The sequence below is a fragment of the Polaromonas sp. JS666 genome (assembly GCF_000013865.1).
Classification (GTDB): Bacteria; Pseudomonadota; Gammaproteobacteria; order Burkholderiales; family Burkholderiaceae_C; genus Polaromonas.
The window spans coordinates 3,862,969-3,883,995 of sequence record NC_007948.1; the positions used below are offsets into that span (position 1 = coordinate 3,862,969).

Below are 21,027 nucleotides of genomic sequence, written 5' to 3' on the forward strand. Positions count from 1 at the left end.
TTGGCCCCTGCCCTTAACGGCCTGCGGCCGCAGTGGCCAGCGCAGACATGGTTTCATCCAGGCGGGGCAGCTCGCTGGTTTTGAGCTGGCCCTGCACCTGTTGCAGCAACTGGGCCGCCACCTGGGTCTTGCGCGAAGCGGGGTCAAAGTATTTGCCCAGCCAGACGTTGGCGCTCAACAAGTCGGCACGCGCAGACTCCGTCTGGCGTGACAGCAGGCCAAGGCGCGCATTGAGCAGCTTGAGCTTGAGGTTTTCGCGCAGGAAAAACGACTGCTCGGGTGACAGCAGCGCTGCCTCGGGCTGCTCGATACGGCTGACGCGCAGCAGCTTGCGCGCTTCGTCGCGCAGGTTGTCCAGCGTTCGCTGCGCCCAGGTGTTGAGCACCAGCTTGTCAAACACCAGCAGCGACGGCTGGGGCGCGGAAGCGCCGTTGTGCGGGGCCGACGCCGCACCGGCAGGGCCGTTAAGGCCGTTGGTACTGCGGGAAGGCGCTGCAGCCACCATGGCATTGGCCAGCGGCAGGTCGTCGGCCAGGCGGACCAGCTCGTCGAGCTTGAGCAGCAGCACGGGCACATCAGTCAGGCTGGCCGCCTTGATGCGGTCCATGTCCCGGGAAATGGCGCGCTGCAAGGGGTTCAGGCGGGGCTGGGCGGCGCGCGCCAGGCGCTGCTCGGCCGATTTGAGCGCAGCGAGCAGCGGCTCGGCGCTGCCGGTGAGCTGGGCCTGCTGCTGGGCCAGCCGCAGCGCAGACTCCATGTCCACCACCAGGTTTTCATCCCGCGAACGCGACAGGCTTTGCATCAGCTCTTCCAGTTGCGTGCGCTGCAGGCTGACCTCGCTGATGCGGGTTTCCTGCAGGGCCAAGCGAGCGGAGAGTTCCCGCATGCCTTCCTGGGCCTGTCGGGCCAGCGTACGCGCTTCGATCGCCTGCGCACCCGACTCCGTGCTGCGGCGGGCGAGTTCTTCCTGAATGTTGCCGAGCTTTTGCCAGAGCAAACCGCTGGCGAGCAGGCCGGCCGCAGCCAGCGCGGCCACCAGCAGCGCCCACTTGCGCGGCACCACCCATGTATTGTTGGCCCCCACGCTTGTCGCTTCGCGTACTGCGCTGCCCCCCGAGGGGGCTGAACTTGCTTGGGGCGGCCCGGCGCTGCGTTCGTTGGCCCCCACGCTGGTCGCTTCGCGTGCCTTCGGCGTTGCGCTGCCCCTTTCATCGGGAAACGGGGCTGAACTTGCCCGCGGCAGGCCGTCGTCGCGTTCGGCGTCTGACGCGCGCTCCGGCACTGGCTCGCTGTCGGGAACGGGTTTTGGGGGCTGGACGGGGTGGCTATCGCTCATGGATAGAGTGATTCTATCGAGCGGACCGCGGCCTCGATATCGTTCAGTGCGGGGCGTGACTCCACAACAACACCCCAGCCCGCGGCACGCACGGTATCGGCAATGCGCGGATGCGTGGCCACGGCGCGCGCGCGGCGCCAGTCCATCGCCGGCAGGCTGGCCAGGTTGGCCACCGCTTCCGAGCTGCTGAACAGCCAGACCGAGCCGTCGGCGCTGGCAGCTCTGGCACGCTGCAGCTGCGCTTCGGTCAGCAGCGGCGCGCGGCGCTGGTACACCGCCAGGAAATCCACCTGGGCGCCGGCTACTTCCCACTGGCGCGCCAGCCAGTCCCGGCCCGGCGCGCCAACGCCCTCGCCCGCCGCACCGGCACTGTGCCCGCGCACGATCAGCACCCGGCGGCCCTGCCAGTCGCGCGGACCGACCACCTGCCACAGGGCCTGCGAATCAAACTGGCTGGCATCCGGCGCCGGCGCGTCAATCTGCCCGGCGGGAACACCCGCGGCCACCAGCGCAGCGACCGTGCCCGGCCCCGGCGCCATGCAGCGCAACCCGGCTGGTAGCGGATCGGACACAGGATTTGCTACGTTATTGATAGCTAAATGCCCAGGTAATTCATGGGTAAACGCCGCATTAGCCTTGAAAAAACACTCCACTGCATTGGCGCTGACAAACATGCACGCCGCGTAGCCGTCCAGCGTTCGCCAGGCCTGCTCCAGCGCTTGCAGGTCGGAAGGGGCGCTCGCTGGCGCAATGTCGATCAGGGGCAGGGCCTCGGCCTCGATGCCGTCCTGCTGGAGTTGCTGCACCCATTGCTGCGCATCGCGAGCGGGCCGGGTCACAATGACGCGGACAGGGCGGGGAGTGCTCACTCGGCCCCCGGCGTCAGGTATCGGAAGGGGTGTTGCTAGCCCAGACCGCGCCGCCAGCACGCAGCTGCGCCGCGACCGCTTCGCCAAGCGCCTCGGCTTCGGCAAAACTGCGCACCACCGCGGTTTTTTGCACCCGCACCAGCGGAGCCAGCGGCTGGCCGGCCGGCGCGTCGGCGGTAGCCGGATCGCCCCAGGTCGCGTGCAGTTGCATGCCTTCTGAGCCTTCTGCCGCCGGGCCTTCGGTGTAGGCGGCCAGCGGCATGGAGCAGCTGCCACCCATGGCGCGCGAGACGGTGCGCTCAGCCGTCACCGCCAGCCACGTCGGCTGATGGGCCAGCGTGCCCAGGGCCTGCATCAAATCATGGCGGTCGGCCCGCACCTCGATGCCCAGGGCGCCCTGCCCCGCAGCCGGCAACATGTCGTCGGGCGCAAAGATGCCGCGAATGCGCGCCTGAAGGCCCAGGCGCTTGAGCCCGGCCGCCGCCAGCACGATGGCGTGGTAGTGGCCCTCGTCGAGCTTGCGCAGGCGCGTGTCGAGGTTGCCGCGCAAGGGCTCGATGTTCAGATCGGGCCGCAGCGCCTTGAGCAGCACCAGCCGGCGCAGGCTGGAGGTTCCGACCACCGCGCCCTGCGGGAGGTCGGCCAGCGAGGCAAACTGGTTGGACACGAAAGCGTCGTGCGGATCTTCGCGCTCCAGCACACAGGCCAGCGCAAATCCGTCGGGCAGGTCCATGGGTACATCCTTGAGCGAATGCACGGCCAGGTCGGCCCGGCCTTCGCTGAGGGCCACTTCCAGCTCCTTGACGAACAGCCCCTTGCCACCGACCTTGCTCAACGAGCGGTCCAGGATCTGGTCGCCCTGGGTCGTCATGCCCAGCAGTTCCACCTGCCAGCCCAGGCGGGATTCGAGCAGCGCCTTGACATGCTCGGCCTGCCACAGCGCCAGCCGGCTTTCGCGCGTGGCAATGATGATTTTGCGGGGGGCAATCGGGTTGCCGGGTTGAGACGCTGCAGACACTCGTAACCTGTTCGTAATCCTGGGGGAGACTGGAATGCTAGCATGCGAGGTTCAAGAACAGGTCCAGAACCAGAGGGTAGAGATGGTCATTTCAGCGCGCGCCAGGAAGGTCAGTGAGAACGCCAAGGACGGCACCCCCGGTAAAACTGGCACCCGGGCCCGCGACAACGAGCGCCCGCTGGTGGAGGACATCCGCCTGCTGGGCCGCATCCTCGGGGACGTGATTCGCGAGCAGGAGGGCGTCACCGCCTATGAGTTGATCGAGCAGGTGCGCAAGCTGTCGGTGGCTTTCCGGCGCGATGCCGACCAGGAAGCCGACAAGGCGCTCAAGAAGCTGCTCAAGGGCCTCAGCGGCGAGCAGACGGTCAGCGTGATTCGCGCCTTCACCTACTTCAGCCACCTGGCCAACCTGGCGGAGGACCGCCACCATATCCGCCGTCGTGCCGTGCATGAGCGCGCCGGCGACACCCAGGAAGGCAGTATCGAAGTGGCGCTGGCCCGCCTGCGCTGGGCGGGGATATCCCCCAAAACCATCGCCACCACGCTGGCCCACAGTTTCGTGTCGCCGGTACTCACCGCCCATCCCACCGAAGTGCAGCGCAAAAGCATTCTGGATGCCGAACGCGACATCGCCCAGCTGCTCACGGCGCGCGATGACATCAAGGCGCTGGCGCTGGCTACCAACGCCGCGAAGGACGCCCTCACCCCACGCGAGCTGGCAGCCAACGAGGCCCAGCTGCGCGCCCGCGTGATGCAGTTGTGGCAAACGCGGCTGCTGCGCTTTTCCAAGCTCACGGTGGCCGACGAGATCGAAAACGCGCTGAGCTACTACGAGGCCACCTTCCTGCGCGAAATCCCCAAGCTCTACGCCAACCTGGAGCGCGAACTGGGCAACCAGCCGGTGCACAGCTTCCTGCGCATGGGGCAGTGGATAGGCGGCGACCGCGACGGCAATCCGAATGTCAGTGCGGACACGCTCAACTACGCGCTGGCACGGCAGGCCGAAGTGGCCCTGCGCCACTACCTGACCGAAGTCCACTACCTGGGCGGCGAGCTGTCGCTGTCAGCCATGCTGGTGGCGGTCAGCCCGGGCATGCAGGCACTGGCTGAAAGCTCGCCGGACACCAACGAACACCGCAAGGACGAGCCCTATCGCCGTGCGCTGACCGGCGTGTATGCCCGGCTGGCCGCCACCCTGAAGGAGCTGACCGGCGGCGAGGCCGCGCGCCATGCCGTGGCACCGCAGAACGCCTATGCCCGGGCCGAAGATTTCCTGGCGGACCTGCGCACGATTGAAACGTCGCTGAGGTCGAATCACGGCGAGGCGCTGATCGCCCAGCGCCTGCATCCGCTGATCCGGGCGGTCGAGGTGTTTGGTTTTCACCTGGCGACGGTGGACCTGCGCCAGAGTTCCGACAAGCACGAGGAGGTGGTGGCCGAACTGCTGGCGGTCGCGCGCATCGAACCCCGCTACCCCAGCCTGGACGAAGCCGCAAAGCGCGCGTTGCTGATCCGCCTGCTCAACGACGCGCGACCCCTGCGCGTGATCAGCACCATCTACTCCGCGCATGCGCAGAGCGAGCTGGCCATCTTTGAAGCCGCACGCACGGCGCGCGCACGCTTTGGCAAGGAGGCCATACGCCACTACATCATCAGCCACACCGAAACCGTGAGCGACCTGCTGGAGGTGCTGCTGCTGCAAAAAGAAGTCGGCCTGATGCACAGAACACTGGACGACAAAGCCACCAACGACCTGATCGTGGTGCCGCTGTTTGAAACCATTGAGGACCTGCGCAATGCCGCGCCCATCATGCGCGAGTACTACGCGCTGCCGGGGATCGCCCAGCTGGTGCAACGCAGCGGCGCCGAGCAGGACATCATGCTGGGCTATTCCGACAGCAACAAGGACGGCGGCATTTTCACCAGCAACTGGGAGCTGTACCGCGCCGAGATCGCGCTGGTCGAGCTGTTCGACCAGCTGGCGAACTCGCACAACATCCAGTTGCGCATGTTCCATGGCCGCGGCGGCACGGTAGGCCGGGGCGGCGGCCCGAGCTACCAGGCCATCCTGGCGCAGCCCCCGGGCACGGTGCGCGGGCAGATCCGCCTGACCGAGCAGGGCGAGGTCATCGGCTCCAAATACGCCAACCCGGAAATCGGCCGGCGCAATCTTGAAACCCTGGTGGCGGCCACGCTGGAAGCCACGCTGCTGCAGCCGACCAAGCCGGCGACCAAGGCCTTTTTGCAGGCCGCTGCCGAGCTGTCACAGGCCAGCATGGCCGCCTACCGCGCGCTGGTCTACGACACCCCCGGCTTCAACGAATACTTTTTCGGCGCCACACCGATCCGGGAAATTGCCGAACTCAATATCGGCTCGCGTCCGGCCTCGCGCAAGGCCTCGCAAAAAATTGAAGACCTGCGCGCCATTCCCTGGGGCTTCAGCTGGGGCCAGTGCCGCCTGACCCTGCCCGGCTGGTATGGCTTTGGCGCCGCCATTGAAAAAATGCTCGACGCGGGCGGCACGCCCGCCACCCGCAAGGAAGCCCTGGCCCTGCTGCAAAAAATGTACAAACAGTGGCCTTTCTTTCGCACCCTGCTGAGCAACATGGACATGGTGCTGGCCAAAAGCGACCTGGCGCTGGCGTCGCGCTATGCCGAGCTGGTGGCTGACGCCCGGCTGCGCAAGAAGGTTTTCACCGCGATCGAGGCCGAGTGGCACCGCACCGCGGAAGCGCTGACGCTGATCACCGGCGAGAAACAGCGGCTGGCCGGCAATGCTGCACTGCAACGCTCCATCCGCCACCGTTTCCCCTACATTGACCCCCTGCACCATCTGCAGGTCGAGTTGGTGCGACGCTACCGCGAAGGCAAGGCCGACCAGAAAGTGCAAACCGGCATCCATATTTCGATCAACGGAATTGCGGCCGGATTGCGCAATACGGGCTGATTTTGAGGTTTACCGGACCTACCTGACCGACGCACCGTTTCCCGCCCCCGCCGGACCAGGCGGATAGGGGCGAAGGGGTATTCTGGAGCGACCGCAGCAGGCCCTGTAGGCATTGTCCTAGCCAAACTCCAGAGTCGTCTGATGTCATTTCGGGGCAGCACTGCTTAGGATGGATGTCAGTCGTGGTATATCCGCATGCATTTCGCTGCGCGGTGACCATCCAGACTCATCCCCGGAGCGCAGCATCATGACGACCCTTGAGATCCTGGCCGATTCGTCGTCGGCCCGCACCCCAGATTTTGTGTCCACGGACGCCGCCAACCTGGCGTCTCACATGAGTCACTGCGCCAGTTCACGCAGCCGTTTCTTTGCCCTGCACTCGGCGCTTCAATCCATTCATGGCCTGGTGAGCCCGCGCATTGTCACGGTCTCGGTCGTGCTGGCAATCTGCCTCGGTCTGCTTGTCGTTGTAGCCTGAGCGTGTGAAAACGGCTCCCATCGAACGGCTGGAGTCCTTAAGTCCCTACGCCAGGAAGGTTATTTTTTCCCAGCGCGATGAGCTGCAGGAGCCCATACGCGCGGAGTTCTTCGGCGCGCAGCGGTTTGAGCAGCATGGCCGCAGCCTGGCCGCAGCGCAGACGGTGCGGCCCGCCGGCAGTCCGGCTCGCGGACCGTCCTTTTTCCCCCGCGTGAAGGAAAACATCGCCGCGCTTCGCCAGGCCTACGACTACATCGCCCTGACCTCGCAAAGCGGTCATTACGTGACGCCCGCGGCCGAATGGCTGCTCGACAACTTTCACCTGATTGAAGCGCAGCTTCAGCAGATCCAGGAGGGCGTTCCCCACCGCTACTATGCGGACCTGCCCAAACTGGCGGACAAGCCGCTGGAAGGCCTGCCGCGCGTCTACGGCATAGCCTGGGCCTACGTCGCGCACACCGACAGCGTGCTCGACCCGGTGCTGTTCACGGCCTTCCTGCATGCCTACCAGGAGGTCAGCGAACTCACCCTGGGCGAACTCTGGGCCCTGCCTACCACCCTGCGCGTGGTGCTGCTGGAAAACCTGCGCCGCATGGCCGACCGGATTGCCTGGAACAAGGTCGCGTGGGAAGTCGCCCACGCCATCTGGGACTCGGCCGATACCATGAGCGTGCAGGCGCTCGATAACCTGCACCAGTGCCTGTGCAGCCGCGGCCTGGAGCGCAACTACCTGACCCAGCTGTGGCAGCGCATGCCCGCGGAACGCCTGGATTCGGCCGCCCCCCTTGTCGGCTGGATTGAGCACCACTGCCCCGATGGCCTGGCCCTGATCGGCGAAGGGCAGACCAGCCAGGTCGCGGCCAACCTCACGGTCGGCAACATCATCACCACGCTCAGGCTGATTGGCCAAGTGGAATGGGCCGAACTGATCGAGCCGGTGAGCCACTCGCTGCAGGTCCTGCGCCGGCTGCCCAGCTTTTCCAGGGAAAGCGAGATGACGCGCCAGCAGATCACGCGGGCGATGGAAAGGCTGTCCCAGCAAAGCGGCCGCTCCGAGCGTGCCGTGGCCGAAGCCGTACTGGCCGCCGCCCGGCAGCCCAACAATTCGATGGTCGCGCGAACGGCAGGTTACTACCTGATGGGGCCGGGCCGCCCGCTGCTGGAGGCGGCGCTGCGCCCGACCGGCACGCCTCTTAAAGCACTGCCGGCCACACTGACGCGGCGCGCCTGGCGCCTGCCGCTGTATGCCGCGGTCTGGCTGGCCGGCACGGTAGCCACGCTCTGGTGGGCCGTGCCTGCGCCCGCCGCCATGCACTGGGCGGGCTGGGTGGGTGTGTTCCTGATGGCGTGGCCCGCCTCCGAAGCGGTGGCCTCACTGATTCACCGCTTGATTGCAGAGTCGACCCGCATCCAGCCGCTGGCCCGCCTTGACTTCAGCGCCGGCATTCCTGCCGAGCACCGCGTGCTGGTGGTGATTCCCGCCATGCTCAGTTCAACCGCCTCCAACAGCGAACTCGTGCACCGGCTCGGCCTGCATTGGCTGGCCAGCCGCGAAATCCACGCCCAGTACGCCCTGCTGACGGACTGGGTCGACGCAGACACGCCCACCCTGCCGGGTGACCAGGCCCTGCTCGATGACGCCCTCGCCAGCTTGCGCGCGCTCAATCGCCGCTACCCGCCTGCCGCCGGTGCGCTCCCCCGGTTTGTGCTGCTGCACCGCCCGCGAACCTGGTCGCCCACAGAACGTCGCTGGATGGGCTGGGAGCGCAAGCGCGGCAAGCTCGAAATGCTGCTGCGGCAGCTGGCCGAGGGTTCGGCATCGGCGTTTGTACCGGCCAGCCCCGACATGCGCCTGGCCGACGGCGTGCGCTATGTGCTGACGCTGGACAGCGACACCACCCTGCCCGCGGGCGCCCTGCGGGAACTGGTCTCCATTGCCGCCCATCCGCTGAATGCGCCGCAGATTGACCGCAAAGGCCACCGCGTGACCGCGGGTTACGGCATCCTGCAACCGCGCGTGGTGACACCCCTGTCGGCGCACCATGAGCGTTCACCATTTCATGCGATGTTTGCGGGCCAGTGCGGCCTGGACCCTTACGGCAGCAGCGCCTCCGACCTGTACCAGGATGTGTTTGGCCAGGGGACGTTTACCGGCAAGGGGCTGCTCCATGTTGCCGCGGTTCATGCCGTGCTAGACCAGCGACTGCCGGAAGGCGCGGTTTTGAGCCATGACCTGCTGGAAGGCAGCATTACCCGCTGTGGCTATGTCAGCGACGTCGTCCTGCTGGAAGACCATCCCCATCACACCGGTGTGGCGGCATCGCGCGTTCATCGCTGGACACGGGGTGACTGGCAGTTGTTGCCGCTGATGCTGCGCGCCCGGCACTTCGGCATTGACGCGCTGGGTGTGTGGCGCATGACGGACAACCTGCGCCGCTCGCTCGTCGCGCCCGCCGCACTGGCGCTGCTTGTGTGGGTGATCTTCACCGGTGCCCTTCCGTTGGTGACCACCCTGGCATTCGTCCTCTCCGCCTACCTGGCCGGGCCGTTGATGGGGGCGCTGGCAGGTTTGGTGCCCACGCGCCGCGGCATTGCATGGCTCCATTTCTTCCATGTCGGCTTGCGCGAGGTGGCACGCAGTTTTGCTGCAAGCGCCTGGCAGTTCAGCCAGCTCGCGGTTCAGGCCGGCCTGATCTCCGACGCCATTGCGCGGGCCCTGTGGCGCATGGCCGTCAGCCACAGGCGACTGCTCGAATGGACCATGGCGGCGCAGGCGCAGGCGCAGGCGAAATACACGATGGGCGCCTTCCTGCGCCGCCACGCAGCGGCGTCGCTTCTGTGCGTGGGGCTGGCAGTGGCCGCATGCTGGAGCCCGCACCCCTGGGCCGGCCCTGCCCTGTTCCTGCTGTGGGCCATGGCGCCCCTGACCAGCTGGTGGGCCAGCAAACCGGCGGCACGCCCGCCAGGGCTGACGATGGACGCCGGGGACCGGGACTACCTGCATCAGCTGGCCCGGCAGACCTGGCAGTTTTTTGAGCGTTGCGTCGGGCCCGAAGACAACCACCTGCCGCCCGACAACCTGCAGCTGCTGCCCGAGCCGACCATAGCCCACCGCACGTCGCCCACCAACATCGGCCTGTACCTGCTGGCCACGGCATGCGCGCACGAGTTTGGATGGATCAGCATCGCCGATCTTCTCGCGCGGCTGGAAGCCACGCTCGGCACGGTGGAGCGCCTGCCCAAGCACGATGGCCATCTGTTCAACTGGTATGAAACGCGCACGCTGCAGGTGCTGCTGCCCGCCTACGTGTCGACCGTGGACAGCGGCAACCTGGCGGGCCATCTGCTGGCCACTGCGCAGGCATGCCGGAAGTTAGTGGCCCCCACGCTTGTCGCTGCGCGTACTGCGCTTCCCCCCGAGGGGGCGCATTTCGCCTTGGGGCGGCCCGGCGGCGAAACCCTGGCCCCCACGCTTGTCGCTGCGCGTACTGCACTGCCCCCCGAGGGGGCTGAACTTGCTCGGGGCGGCCCTTCGCTGCGTTCGATGGCCCCCACGCTTGTCGCTTCCTTGACCGCGGAACAGGCCGTCAGCCTGAACCACCTTGCCGATCGCTGCGAGCGCCTGTGCATGGCGATGGACTTCAGCGGCCTTTACAGCGCCAAGCGTCACCTGTTTCACATCGGCTTGCGCGTGCACGAGCAGGCGCTGGATGCCAGCTACTACGACCTGATGGCCTCCGAGGCCAGGCTGACGAGCTTTCTGGCGATGGCCAAGGGCGACATACCGCGGCGCCACTGGCTGGCACTGGGCCGCGCCTTCCTGACGGTCGGCATCACACCCGGGCTCAAGTCATGGTCCGGCTCCATGTTCGAGTACCTGATGCCCTCGCTGGTCATGACCGAACCCGACCAGGGCCTGCTGCATGTCTCGGGCCTCGCGGCGGTCAAGGAGCAGCAGGCTTTCGGCAGGGCGAACCACCTGCCCTGGGGAGTCTCCGAGTCCGCCTATCTGGCGCGGGACCATACCCTGGCTTACCAGTACTCGCCCTTCGGGGTGCCGCGGCTTGCCCTGCGCCGCACGCCACCCGGTGACCGGGTCGTGGCACCGTATGCCAGCGTGATGGCCGCCATGTTCGCACCCCGGCAGGCGGTTGCCAACCTGCGCCGGCTCGAAGCGCTCGGCGCGCGCGGAGACTGCGGCTTCATGGATGCGGTGGATTTCACGGTCTCCCGGCAGCCGGCGGCACAGGCGCTCAGCGTGGTCTACAACTTCATGGCGCATCACCAGGGCATGTCGCTGGTGGCGCTGTGCAATGTGCTGTGCGACGAGGCGCCGCGCCGCTGGTTCGCGTCGGCGCCGCTGGTGCAGGCCCACGAGTCGATGCTGCATGAGCGCACACCGCGCCAGATCATCGAGAGTGCCGATCCGCGCACCCTCCCGGAGCCCGACTCGATCGAGGAGGGGCCCCTGTACCACTCGCGCGATGTGAATCCGGCGGCAACCGGATGGCAGCCGACGCAGCTGCTGTCCAACGGGCACTACAGCGTGGCACTGCGCGCCAGCGGCGCAGGCGTGAGCCGCTGGCGCGCGCAAAACCGCACGTACCACATCACACGCTGGCGCGACGACCTCCTGCGCGACGAGTACGGCACATTCATCTACCTTCGCACCGAAGGTCAGGCGCATGCCTCCTCTCTCACGTACCATCCCGCGCCGAATCCCGACTGGCATTACTCGGCCATGTTTCTCGCGGACCGGGTCCAGTTTGACGCGGTGTCGAGCGACCTGGAGGTGACGACCAGCGTGCTGGTGAGTCCGGAGGACGACACCGAGATCCGCACGGTCACGCTGCACAACCTCTCCACGGCCACGATCACGCTGGAGGTGATTTCATGCCTTGAGGCGGTGCTGACCGACCCGCGCGCCGACGAGGCCCACCCCGCGTTTTCCAACCTGTTTGTGCAAACCGGGTGGCATCCCGAGTGGCGCGCCCTGATCCTGTCGCGCAAACCCCGGCTGCAGGAGGACCCAGGCATGGCCATGGCGCATTTCCTGGCCGATTCCGATGCCAATGTGCGGGCGATCGACTTCATCGCCGACCGGCGCTCCTTCCTCGGGCGCAACCAGGTGCCCGGACAACCCGCATTGCAGGCGCAGGCCAGGCAGGCGGATGGTTCCCCCATCAATGGGCTGGACCCCGTCGCTGGCCTGCGCGTGCGGGTGCGCATCCAGGCCGGCGGTGTGGCGCGGCTGACTTTTGCGACCGCCGCCGCGGAGACGACCGACGAGCTGGAGCCGCGCATCGACAAATACCTGCAGACAATGCATGTGGAGCGGGCCACCCGGATGGCCGCCACGCTGGCGCAGGTACGCCTGCGCGATCTGGGCGCGGATCCCGAAGAAAACGAGGCCCTGCAGGATCTCAACACGGCGCTGATGTACACGACGGCACGCCCAGGGACCGACCGTGGCCCGGTGGACCAGCGCCAGCTCTGGCGCTTCGGCCTGTCGGGCGACAAGCCCATCGTGCTGGTGCGCATTCACTCCAGCAACGGGCTGGGTCTCGTGCGTGCGCTGCTGCGCGCCCAACCCTGGTGGAGCTTTTGCGGCCTGGCGACCGATGTGGTGATCCTCAACAGCGAGGTCAACTCCTACCTGATGCCCCTGCAGCACAGCATCCTCGCCCTGCGCGACCATACCCTCCAGCAGGCGGAAAACAGCTTTCCGCGCAGCGATGTCGCCGGTTTTTTCCTGCTGCGCGACCACGAGGTGACACCCTCCGAAAAGGCCGCACTGTCCGGTCTGGCACGCATTACCCTCATCGCAGACGGACGCCCGCTCCAGCAGCAGGTGGCAGCCTGGAAGGACCTGGCCGCGCCGCCGCGCCGGAGCCAGCGAGCCGCCGCGCCCCTGCTCGAAGGGGCGGAAGGCTCCCCGTCCGCGCAACCTGTCTCGCCTGTCTCGCTGCAGGTGCCCGCCGGGCGCTTCGACGCCGCCACGGGAGAGTTTCAGTTCGAGGTCGATCGCCAGCACCGCCCGCCGCGCCCGTGGATCAACGTGATTTCGAATCCGTCCTTCGGTTTTCAGGTGTCCGAAGCGGGCGCCGGCTACACCTGGGCAGTCAACAGCCGCCTGCATCAACTCACCCCGTGGTCCAACGATCCGGTGCGGGATCCCGCTTTTGAACACTACCTGCTGCAAGACCTCGAAACGGGAAAGCCGCTCACCCTGAGTCCCGCCACCGAAAGTGGTTCACAGCAGACGTTCCGCGTGCGCCACGGCCAGGGCTACACCGTGTTTGAATGCCTGCACGGCGAGCTGAAGGTAGAAACCACCTTCTTTGCCGACCGCAGCGATGCCGTCAAGATCGTGCGGGTGCGGCTGCACCAGCAAGGCACCGGCAAGCGCCGTCTGCGCGCCCTGGCCATGGTGGAGTGGCAGATGGGCGCGGCACGGCACGACCGGCGCACCGTCCACGCCTGGAAAGCCCAGGATCTGCCCGCCGTACTGGCGCAGCAACGCGAGGGCCGTGCCGGCTTCGGCGGCAGCAGCGCCTTTTTGTCGCTGACCGGCCTGTCCGGTCCGCTGCAGTGGACGTGCGACCGTCGCGAATTTTTCGATGCCGCCGGTAGCCTGGTACTGCCCGGCTTGCTGGGGCAGCAGACCGGGAGTGGCGTAGACCCCTGTGCGGCGCTCGCCGGAGAGTTCAACCTGTCGGCCGGCCAGAGCCTGGACCTGTGCTTCATGCTGGGCCATGCCGGCGATGCCGCAGGCGCCGAGCAACTGGCACGCACCTGGCAAGTCAGGGATATTGACGAGGCCCTGGCGGGCGTCAGGAACCTCTGGGCCGGCCTGCTCGGCAAAGTCGAGGTACGCACGCCCGACCCGCTGTTTGACGCGCTGGTCAACCGCTGGCTGATCTACCAGACCCTCACCTCGCGTCTGTGGTCCAAGGCGGGCTTTTACCAGGCTGGCGGAGCGTTCGGGTTTCGCGACCAGTTGCAGGACGCGATGGCCTTTGCGCTGATCGAGCCGCAACGGCTGCGCGGGCAGATTCTTCTCAATGCCTCACGCCAGTTTCCCGAGGGCGATGTGCAGCATTGGTGGCACGCCCCCGGCGGCGAAGGCGTGCGCACACATTTTTCGGACGACCTGCTGTGGCTTCCCTATGCCTGCGCGCACTACATTGCGGTGACGGGCGATGCCGGCATTCTTGACGAGGCCGTGGCGTTTATTGAAGGGGCGGCCATACCCGACGGCGCGGAGGACGCCTATTACCCGCCCAAGACCAGCGATGAAACAGCGTCGGTCTTTGAGCACTGCGCGCGCGCCATAGACCGCAGCCTCGCGGTGGGCGCTCACGGCCTGCCCCTGATGGGCACTGGCGACTGGAACGACGGCATGAACCGCGTGGGCCATGAGGGACGCGGCGAATCCGTCTGGCTGGCCTGGTTTTTGTGCAGCGTGGTTGCGCAGTTCAGTCCCCTGGCGCAGGCCCGGGGCGAACGGGCCCGCATGGACCGCTGGAACGCCAGCCGCGCGGGCTGGGTCGCAGCGCTGCACCGCGACGGCTGGGATGGCCAGTGGTTTCGCCGCGCCTTCTTTGACAACGGTGCACCCCTGGGTTCATCGGTCAATGAAGAGTGCCGGATTGACCTGATCGCGCAGGCCTGGTCGGTGCTGTCGGAGGCCTCCAGCGCCCCCTACACCGAACCGGCCATACAAGCCATGACCCGCGAACTGATAGACCCCGAGGCCGGCCTGCTGCGCCTGCTGCACCCGCCGTTCGCCACCTCGGAAAACAACCCGGGCTACATTCAGGCCTACCCTCCCGGCATCCGGGAAAATGGCGGACAGTATTCGCACGCCGGCGTCTGGGCCCTGATGGCGCAAGTGAAAACAGGCGACGCCGAAGCGGCCTGGGAAAGCTTCAAGGCGCTGAGCCCCGCCCACCGCAGCAGGCACCCGCAACACGGGCCGCAATACGAGATCGAACCCTATGTGATGGCGGGCGATGTTTACAGCGCTGCGCCCTATGTCGGTCGCGGCGGCTGGAGCTGGTACACCGGCTCCGCCGCATGGCTGCACAGGGCCGCGCTGGAAAACCTCATCGGCCTGCAGGTGCGCCAGGGCGAGTTTTGCATGTCACCCTGCCTGCCGGCCCACTGGCCTTCGGTGGAGGTCACGCTCAGGCTGCAGGGGCGCGTCATCCACATCCGCTGGCAGCGCGCCGGTGTCGCAACCAGCAGCGACTTCAAGCCCGAGTACACGGTGCAGCCCGGACAGTGGCTGGCGCTCGCGGCGCTGGGGCCACGCACTGCACTGCTCGTTCAGGAGGGTGCCGTCACCAACGCCCCATTAACGCCAGCGGCTGTCTTTAGCTGACACTTTGCAGGGGATCTGGTGGCCCTTCCCACCTGCGCCAGGCCAGCACACCCGGTGGCGGCGAAGTCAGCCTTGATCCGGCAGGTCGGTCTGCGCCGCCTTTTCGCGCGTGTAGGCCGCGTGCAGATGCGCCGGCGTGGCGGACTTGCGGCGCATGCGGATATTGAGCATCTCCACCGACAGCGAGAAGGCCATCGCAAAGTACACAAAGCCCTTGGGTACGTGGTACTCGAAACCTTCCGCAATCAGCACCACACCGACCACGACCAGGAACGACAGTGCCAGCATCTTGATGGTCGGGTGGTCAGACACAAAGCGCCCAATGGCGCCGGCAAACAGCATCATCAGGCCGACCGAGACAATGACGGCGGCGATCATCACCGGCAGGCTGTCCACCATCCCCACGGCCGTGATGATGGAGTCCAGCGAAAAAACCATGTCCACCACCATGATCTGCACAATGACAGCGGCAAACGTGGCCTGCACCGCACTGGAGGCGTGGCCTTCCTCGCCTTCCAGCGACTGGTGAATTTCCCCGGTGCTCTTCCAGATGAGGAACAGGCCGCCACATATCAGGATCAGGTCGCGTCCTGAAATTTCCTGGCCGATCACGGTAAACACCGGCGCTGTCAGACCCACAATCCACGACAGCACCATGAGCAGCCCGACACGTATGAACATGGCCATGAACAGACCCAGACGGCGCGCCACTTCTTGCCGCGCCTTGGGCAGCTTGTCGACCAGAATCGAAATGAACACGATGTTGTCAATGCCCAGCACCAGCTCCAGCGCGGTGAGCGTGGCAAAGGCAATCCAGGCTTGCGGGTCGGTGAGCAGCTCCATCATGGCATGGCCTCTTTCTTTTTTTCAATGATCCAGTGCGGCCATGGTAGCGACCGCAGAAGTTTTACACCAGTAGGGGCCGCGGGACTGGCTTTGCCAGACCGCAGGCGCAGCGGCCCCCGAGGGGCTGGAGCCCGCGGCTCCAAGCCTGCCTGCGCAGGCTTGGACGGGCGACAGAGGCGAAGCGTCTCGCGAGCCGCGGCCTGCAAGGCCTCGGGAGCTACACGCAGTGAGCGACCGTGGGGGCCTCATTTCTAAGAGCCCAGAAACTCGCCAATGGGTTTCAGGTCATCGATCCGGTCGCACACGGACTTGACGATCATCAGAATGGGTATGCCGAGCAACAAGCCCCACACGCCCCACAACCAGCCCCAGGCCAGCAGCCCGACAAACACCGCTACCGGGCTCAGGCGGCTGGCGCGGCTGGTGAGCCAGGGGGTGAACAGGTTGCCCACCAGCATGTGGATGAACAGCGAGGCGCCGGCCACCACGATCGCCATGTCGAGCGAACCAAACTGCAAAAACCCCACCAGCCCCGACGCGCCCGCCGTCACCAGCGAACCCACATAAGGCACGAGGTTCAGCACACCGGCGGCAATGCCCCACACTGCCGCGTTGTCCAGTCCGATGATCAGCAGGGCCAGCCAGGTCAGCACCCCCACCAACGCACTGGCCAGCAGCTGCACCTGCAGGTAGCGCTGGATCTGCCCGGTGATCTCATGCAGGGCCTGCAGCGTGATTTTCTTGCTGCTGAAGCCGGGTGCCAGCTTGATCAGCTTGCGGCAGAAGGTGTCGCCGGAGAGCATCAGGAAGTAGGTCAGGAAAACCACCACGGTGAACTGGCCTATCAGCGTGAGCAGGCCGAGGGTTCCTGTCCACAGATAGTCCCGCACATTGAACGTTGCCGTCTCAACGACGACCCGCATGGCGCCCCGGGATGATCCGGGAGAGGCGGTACCACTTTCACGCGCCGCCTGTTCGATCTGGGAGGCGGCTTTCTGCACGTTTTCCAGAGCGCCGTCCGGCTTGCCGGCACGCGTTTTCACCGCCTGCCTGAATTTTTGTGCCGCCAGCGGCAACGACTCCAGCAGTTGCGAAGCCTCATTGCGCAGCGAATACGCAGTCGAGCCGATCGCGCCCAGAATGGCCAGCAGCAGCACCGCGGCACTGAGCCAGCGTGGCACGCGTTTGAGTTCCAGCCAATTGACCACGGGCGACAGCGCATAGCTGAAGAGGAGACCGAGCATGAGGGGAATGAAGACCGCCTTGGCCCAATGGAGCATGAACAGGCTGGCCAGCACTGCCAGGATTACCAGCGAGACATTGCGGATGTCTACCGGCATGTGCAGCAGCAGCCGTTCCGGCTCCGGCAAAAGCGCCGCCTCCGTCTCGGCAAGCGGCGTATCTTTTGCGGCTTCTTCAGTCATTGTTGCTCCTCATGGACCCCGCAGCTGCCGGCTTTGCCCGTCGTACCAGCAAAACCCCGCGAAAAACCCGCGTGGGGCAGTCCCCCGTCATCGTTATGCCTCCATTGGGCCTGAACAACCCGCCTGCCGGTGTAGGACGCAGGCACCGGAAGGAATCAGCTGCCGCCCCCGGTGCCGCCAGCCCCGAGTCGGCCCGCCCGTCATCCCGCAATCGCCTCACGCACCGCACTGAGCTGGCGGCGCGACACGGCCAGCAATTCGTCGATACCGTTAAGCCGCACCGCCCAGCCTTCGCCTTCCTCGGGATCAAAATGCTTTTCGAGCGCGCGCACGGCGCGCCGCGCGATCAGCGCATTGCGGTGTATGCGTATGAACTGCGCGGCATGACGCTCTTCCAGCTCGCTCAGTGATCCGTCGAGGATGTAGCTGCGGCTGGCGGTGCGCACCGTGATGTATTTCAGCTCGGCCTTCAGGTAGAGCACCTCGGCCAGCGGCACCCGCTCCGTGCGCCCCCGGTCCTGGATGATGAGCATCTCCCGCGATGCATCCGCCTGCGGCCCCAGCACGGTCTGCGCAAGCCGGCTCACCTTCTGCAGCGCCTGCTGCAGGCGCTCCAGCCGTACCGGCTTGGTCAGGTAGTCGATGGCTTCCAGCTCGAAAGCCTGCACGGCATGCTCGGAATGCGCCGTGACAAACACCACGGCCGGCGGCCGGGGCAGGGCCGCAATGGTGCGGGCCAGCGCCATGCCGTCAACGCCCGGCATGCGGATGTCCAGCAACACCGCATCGAAGCTGTCCTGCCGCAGGGCGTGCATGGCCTGCAGCGCATCGCAGGCTTCAGCAGCCACCACCGCCTGCGGTGCCGTGCAGTCGCCCAGCAGGGTGCGCAGGCGCGAGCGGGCGAGTGCTTCATCATCAACCAGCAGTACCTTGAGTTTCATGCAGGAATCTCCAGCCTGACCTGAAATACGCCATCCTTGAAGACGGTCTTGAACTGTGCCTGCACATCATGCAGCAAAACCAGGCGCTCGCGCACATTGGCAAGTGCCAGTCCGTTGCCGCGCTCCCCCACTCCGGCCGGCGTCGAATTGGTCACCTTGATCACCACCTTGCCGCCGCGCCTGAGGGTGCTTATCCGGAGTTGCGCCCCGCTGGCGCTGGGCTCCACGCCGTGCCTGACGGCGTTTTCCACCAGCGGCTGGAGCAGCAGCGGCGGCAGTTTGGCCTCATCGGCGCCGGCGTCCAGGCTCCACTGCACCTGCAGGCGATCACCAAAGCGGACCTGCTCAATCGCCAGGTAGCGCTGGGCCAGCGCAATTGCCTGCCCCAGCGTGACCGACTCGGCCGGATCGGCCAGCGCATGGCGAAACAGCTCGCTCAGGTCTTCCAGCACCGCCTCGGCCTTGGCCGGCTCGGCACGCACCAGCGCAATGGCGCTGTTGAGTGTGTTGAACAAAAAATGCGGCCGGATGCGTGACTGCAGCTCGGCCAGCCGCGCGGCCGTGGCTGCCGGCGTGCGCGCCTTGGCACGCCAGAACAAACCCGCCAGCACCATGGCCGACAGCAGGGCGCCCGAGGCGGCGCTGGCCCACCATGGCGCCGGCTGCAGCAGCCCTATCAGCGCCAGCAGACCGCAGCCATAGAGCCCGGCCGCCGCCCCCAGCGCCATGCCGGCCAGCCACTGCGACGAGGTATCCAGCCGGTTCAGCCGCGACTTGAGCGCGCAAATGGCGATCAGCCAGGCCAGTGTGGCGGGCAACACCCCGCCGGTCAGCAGCGCAAACCGTAGCAGCCAGTCCACCGGATGGTTGGCACCAAACATGGCGCCAACCCCCGCCACAGCCTCCACAAACAGCACCGCGCGCAGCACCACCCCGACATGGCAGGCGTCAAACATGCTGGCGCGCGCCGGCGGCACCGCTTCTTCGTCGCCCGGAATAAAGCTTCCCAGCAACGTGGACTCCCCGAAGGTCTGTGGATCAGGCAAAGGCTTCATCGGTTGTGCGGACGTTCTCGGGGTTATTCGGGTTTATGGCAGTGTCTTGTCGCGGGACGCGCATGGCGGTCAGTCACAGATAAAATCACCGGAAATGAGTATGGCACCGGCCGTGGCCTTCCAGCCCGGGTTGAAACCCGATTTAAACCCGGCCGCGCCGAATACCTGCGAATACCTGCCCAGAATAGCGCACCTGGCGCCCTAACCCATGGCGCGCGGCCTCGCAGCCCTGCCGCGCAACCGCCCGAAAGAAAGCCCGACGTGAATCAATTCGACAAAAAATCCCAAGCCTGGTCAGCCCTGTTCTCCGAGCCCATGAGCGATCTGGTCAAGCGCTACACCGCCAGCGTGTTTTTTGACAAGCGCCTCTGGCAGGCTGACATCACCGGCTCGCTGGCCCACGCCGACATGCTGGCCGCGCAAAAGGTCATCGCCCCCAGCGACCTCGCGGCCATCCAGAACGGCATGGCGCAAATCACCGCCGAAATCGAGGCGGGCACGTTTGAATGGAAACTGGACCTCGAGGATGTGCACCTCAACATCGAGGCGCGCCTGACCCAGCTGGTGGGCGATGCCGGCAAGCGCCTGCACACCGGCCGCAGCCGCAACGACCAGGTCGCCACCGACGTGCGCCTGTGGCTGCGCGGCGAAATTGACCTCATTGGCGGCCTGCTCGGTGACCTGCAAAAGGCACTGGTTGACATCGCCGAGAAAAACGTCGACGTGATCCTGCCCGGCTTCACCCACCTGCAGGTGGCGCAGCCTGTGAGCTTTGGCCACCACATGCTGGCCTATGTGGAAATGTTTGCGCGGGACGCCGAACGCATGGCCGAGATCCGCCAGCGTGTCAACCGGCTGCCGCTGGGCGCTGCCGCCCTGGCCGGCACCAGCTACCCGCTGGACCGCGAGCGCGTGGCCAAAACCCTGGGCATGGTGGACGAGCAGGGCCGCGCCTGCGTCTGCCAGAACAGCCTGGACGCCGTGAGCGACCGCGACTTTGCCATTGAATTCACCGCTGCCGCCACGCTGGCCATGGTGCACATCAGCCGCATGAGCGAGGAACTGGTGCTGTGGATGAGCCAGAGCTTCGGTTTTATCGACATTGCCGACCGTTTCTGCACCGGCAGCTCCATCATGCCGCAGAAGAAAAACCCCGACGTGCCCGAGCTGGCGCGCGGCAAGACCGGCCGCGTGGTTGGCCACCTGATGGGCCTGATCACTTTGATGAAAGGCCAGCCGCTGGCCTACAACAAGGACAACCAGGAAGACAAGGAGCCGCTGTTTGACACGGTGGACACGCTGAAAGACACACTGCGCATCTTTGCCGAGATGGTCGGCGGCATCACCGTCAAGCCCGAAGCCATGGAGCGCGCCGCCCTCAAGGGCTACGCCACCGCCACCGATCTGGCCGACTACCTGGTGAAAAAAGGCCTGCCCTTTCGCGATGCGCATGAAACGGTGGCGCATGCCGTCAAGGCCGCCATCTCGCATGCGGTGGACCTGTCGGAGTTGCCGCTGGCGGTGCTGCAGCAGTTCAACCCGAGCATCGAAAAAGACGTTTACGATGCCTTAAGCCTGCGCGGCTCGCTCAATGCCCGCAACATCCTGGGCGGCACCGCCCCGGCCCAGGTGCGGGCGCAGATTGCAAGGCACCGCGCCCGGCTGGGTTAAGAAGTTATCCGTAAATAGTACACTCTCGTCCTGAGCCGTACTTCACACGGCGTCGG

The 21,027-nt window shown here is 66.2% G+C and carries 11 protein-coding genes; 4 read left to right on the forward strand and 7 right to left on the reverse strand.

Annotated features, from left to right (window positions below; genetic code table 11):
• Nucleotides 1–13: 13 nt before the first annotated feature.
• The 3 genes from BPRO_RS18265 to hemC are packed head-to-tail and all read right to left on the reverse strand — an operon-like array spanning nt 14 to nt 3,223.
• Nucleotides 14–1,336, reverse strand: a complete 1,323-nt coding sequence (locus BPRO_RS18265) for a uroporphyrinogen-III C-methyltransferase (RefSeq protein ID WP_232291429.1) — start codon at nt 1,334–1,336, stop codon at nt 14–16.
• A complete protein-coding gene (locus BPRO_RS18270) occupies nt 1,333–2,205 on the reverse strand; it encodes a uroporphyrinogen-III synthase (RefSeq protein WP_041388931.1) in 873 nt (290 codons plus the stop codon). The genes BPRO_RS18265 and BPRO_RS18270 overlap by 4 nt, the downstream gene beginning before the upstream one ends.
• A 13-nt stretch (nt 2,206–2,218) precedes the next feature.
• A complete protein-coding gene (gene hemC, locus BPRO_RS18275; RefSeq protein WP_011484557.1) occupies nt 2,219–3,223 on the reverse strand; it encodes a hydroxymethylbilane synthase in 1,005 nt (334 codons plus the stop codon).
• Nucleotides 3,224–3,305: 82 nt separating this feature from the next.
• Here hemC and ppc point away from each other — a divergent pair, with 82 nt between their 5' ends.
• The 3 genes from ppc (at nt 3,306) to BPRO_RS30515 (ending at nt 15,034) form a co-directional block, all read left to right on the forward strand.
• Nucleotides 3,306–6,170: a phosphoenolpyruvate carboxylase gene (ppc, locus tag BPRO_RS18280; protein WP_081430532.1), complete on the forward strand. Its 2,865-nt coding sequence runs from the start codon at nt 3,306–3,308 to the stop codon at nt 6,168–6,170.
• A 247-nt stretch (nt 6,171–6,417) separates the two neighbouring features.
• Nucleotides 6,418–6,648, forward strand: coding sequence for a hypothetical protein (locus BPRO_RS18285; RefSeq protein ID WP_041388932.1), 231 nt, complete (start codon nt 6,418–6,420; stop codon nt 6,646–6,648).
• Between the two features lie 4 nt (nt 6,649–6,652).
• Entirely contained in the window at nt 6,653–15,034 is an 8,382-nt protein-coding gene (locus tag BPRO_RS30515) for a GH36-type glycosyl hydrolase domain-containing protein (RefSeq protein WP_011484560.1), read from the forward strand.
• A 66-nt stretch (nt 15,035–15,100) separates the two neighbouring features.
• On the opposite strand, the gene BPRO_RS18295 is transcribed toward BPRO_RS30515, so the two are convergent.
• The 4 genes from BPRO_RS18295 to BPRO_RS18310 form a co-directional block, all read right to left on the reverse strand.
• Nucleotides 15,101–15,880 carry a TerC family protein gene (locus tag BPRO_RS18295; protein ID WP_011484561.1) on the reverse strand — a complete coding sequence of 260 codons (780 nt, stop codon included), beginning with the start codon at nt 15,878–15,880 and terminating at the stop codon, nt 15,101–15,103.
• A 251-nt stretch (nt 15,881–16,131) separates the two neighbouring features.
• Nucleotides 16,132–17,304, reverse strand: coding sequence for an AI-2E family transporter (locus BPRO_RS18300; protein ID WP_011484562.1), 1,173 nt, complete (start codon nt 17,302–17,304; stop codon nt 16,132–16,134).
• Nucleotides 17,305–17,504: 200 nt separating this feature from the next.
• A complete protein-coding gene (locus tag BPRO_RS18305) occupies nt 17,505–18,245 on the reverse strand; it encodes a LytR/AlgR family response regulator transcription factor (RefSeq protein WP_011484563.1) in 741 nt (246 codons plus the stop codon).
• Entirely contained in the window at nt 18,242–19,300 is a 1,059-nt protein-coding gene (locus tag BPRO_RS18310; protein ID WP_011484564.1) for a sensor histidine kinase, read from the reverse strand. The genes BPRO_RS18305 and BPRO_RS18310 overlap by 4 nt, the downstream gene beginning before the upstream one ends.
• Nucleotides 19,301–19,561: 261 nt before the next feature.
• On the opposite strand from BPRO_RS18310, the gene argH reads away from it, so the two are divergent.
• A complete protein-coding gene (gene argH, locus BPRO_RS18315; RefSeq protein ID WP_011484565.1) occupies nt 19,562–20,971 on the forward strand; it encodes an argininosuccinate lyase in 1,410 nt (469 codons plus the stop codon).
• Nucleotides 20,972–21,027: the final 56 nt, after the last annotated feature.

Excerpts from the sequence above, each read along its gene's own strand:
- BPRO_RS18310 (WP_011484564.1), bottom strand. The coding sequence starts at position 19,300 with ATGAAGCCTTTGCCTGATCCACAGACCTTCGGGGAGTCCACGTTGCTG.
- BPRO_RS18265 (WP_232291429.1), bottom strand. The coding sequence starts at position 1,336 with ATGAGCGATAGCCACCCCGTCCAGCCCCCAAAACCCGTTCCCGACAGC.
- BPRO_RS18295 (WP_011484561.1), bottom strand. The coding sequence starts at position 15,880 with ATGATGGAGCTGCTCACCGACCCGCAAGCCTGGATTGCCTTTGCCACG.
- ppc (WP_081430532.1), top strand. The coding sequence starts at position 3,306 with ATGGTCATTTCAGCGCGCGCCAGGAAGGTCAGTGAGAACGCCAAGGAC.
- BPRO_RS18285 (WP_041388932.1), top strand. The coding sequence starts at position 6,418 with ATGACGACCCTTGAGATCCTGGCCGATTCGTCGTCGGCCCGCACCCCA.
- BPRO_RS18300 (WP_011484562.1), bottom strand. The coding sequence starts at position 17,304 with ATGACTGAAGAAGCCGCAAAAGATACGCCGCTTGCCGAGACGGAGGCG.
- BPRO_RS18305 (WP_011484563.1), bottom strand. The coding sequence starts at position 18,245 with ATGAAACTCAAGGTACTGCTGGTTGATGATGAAGCACTCGCCCGCTCG.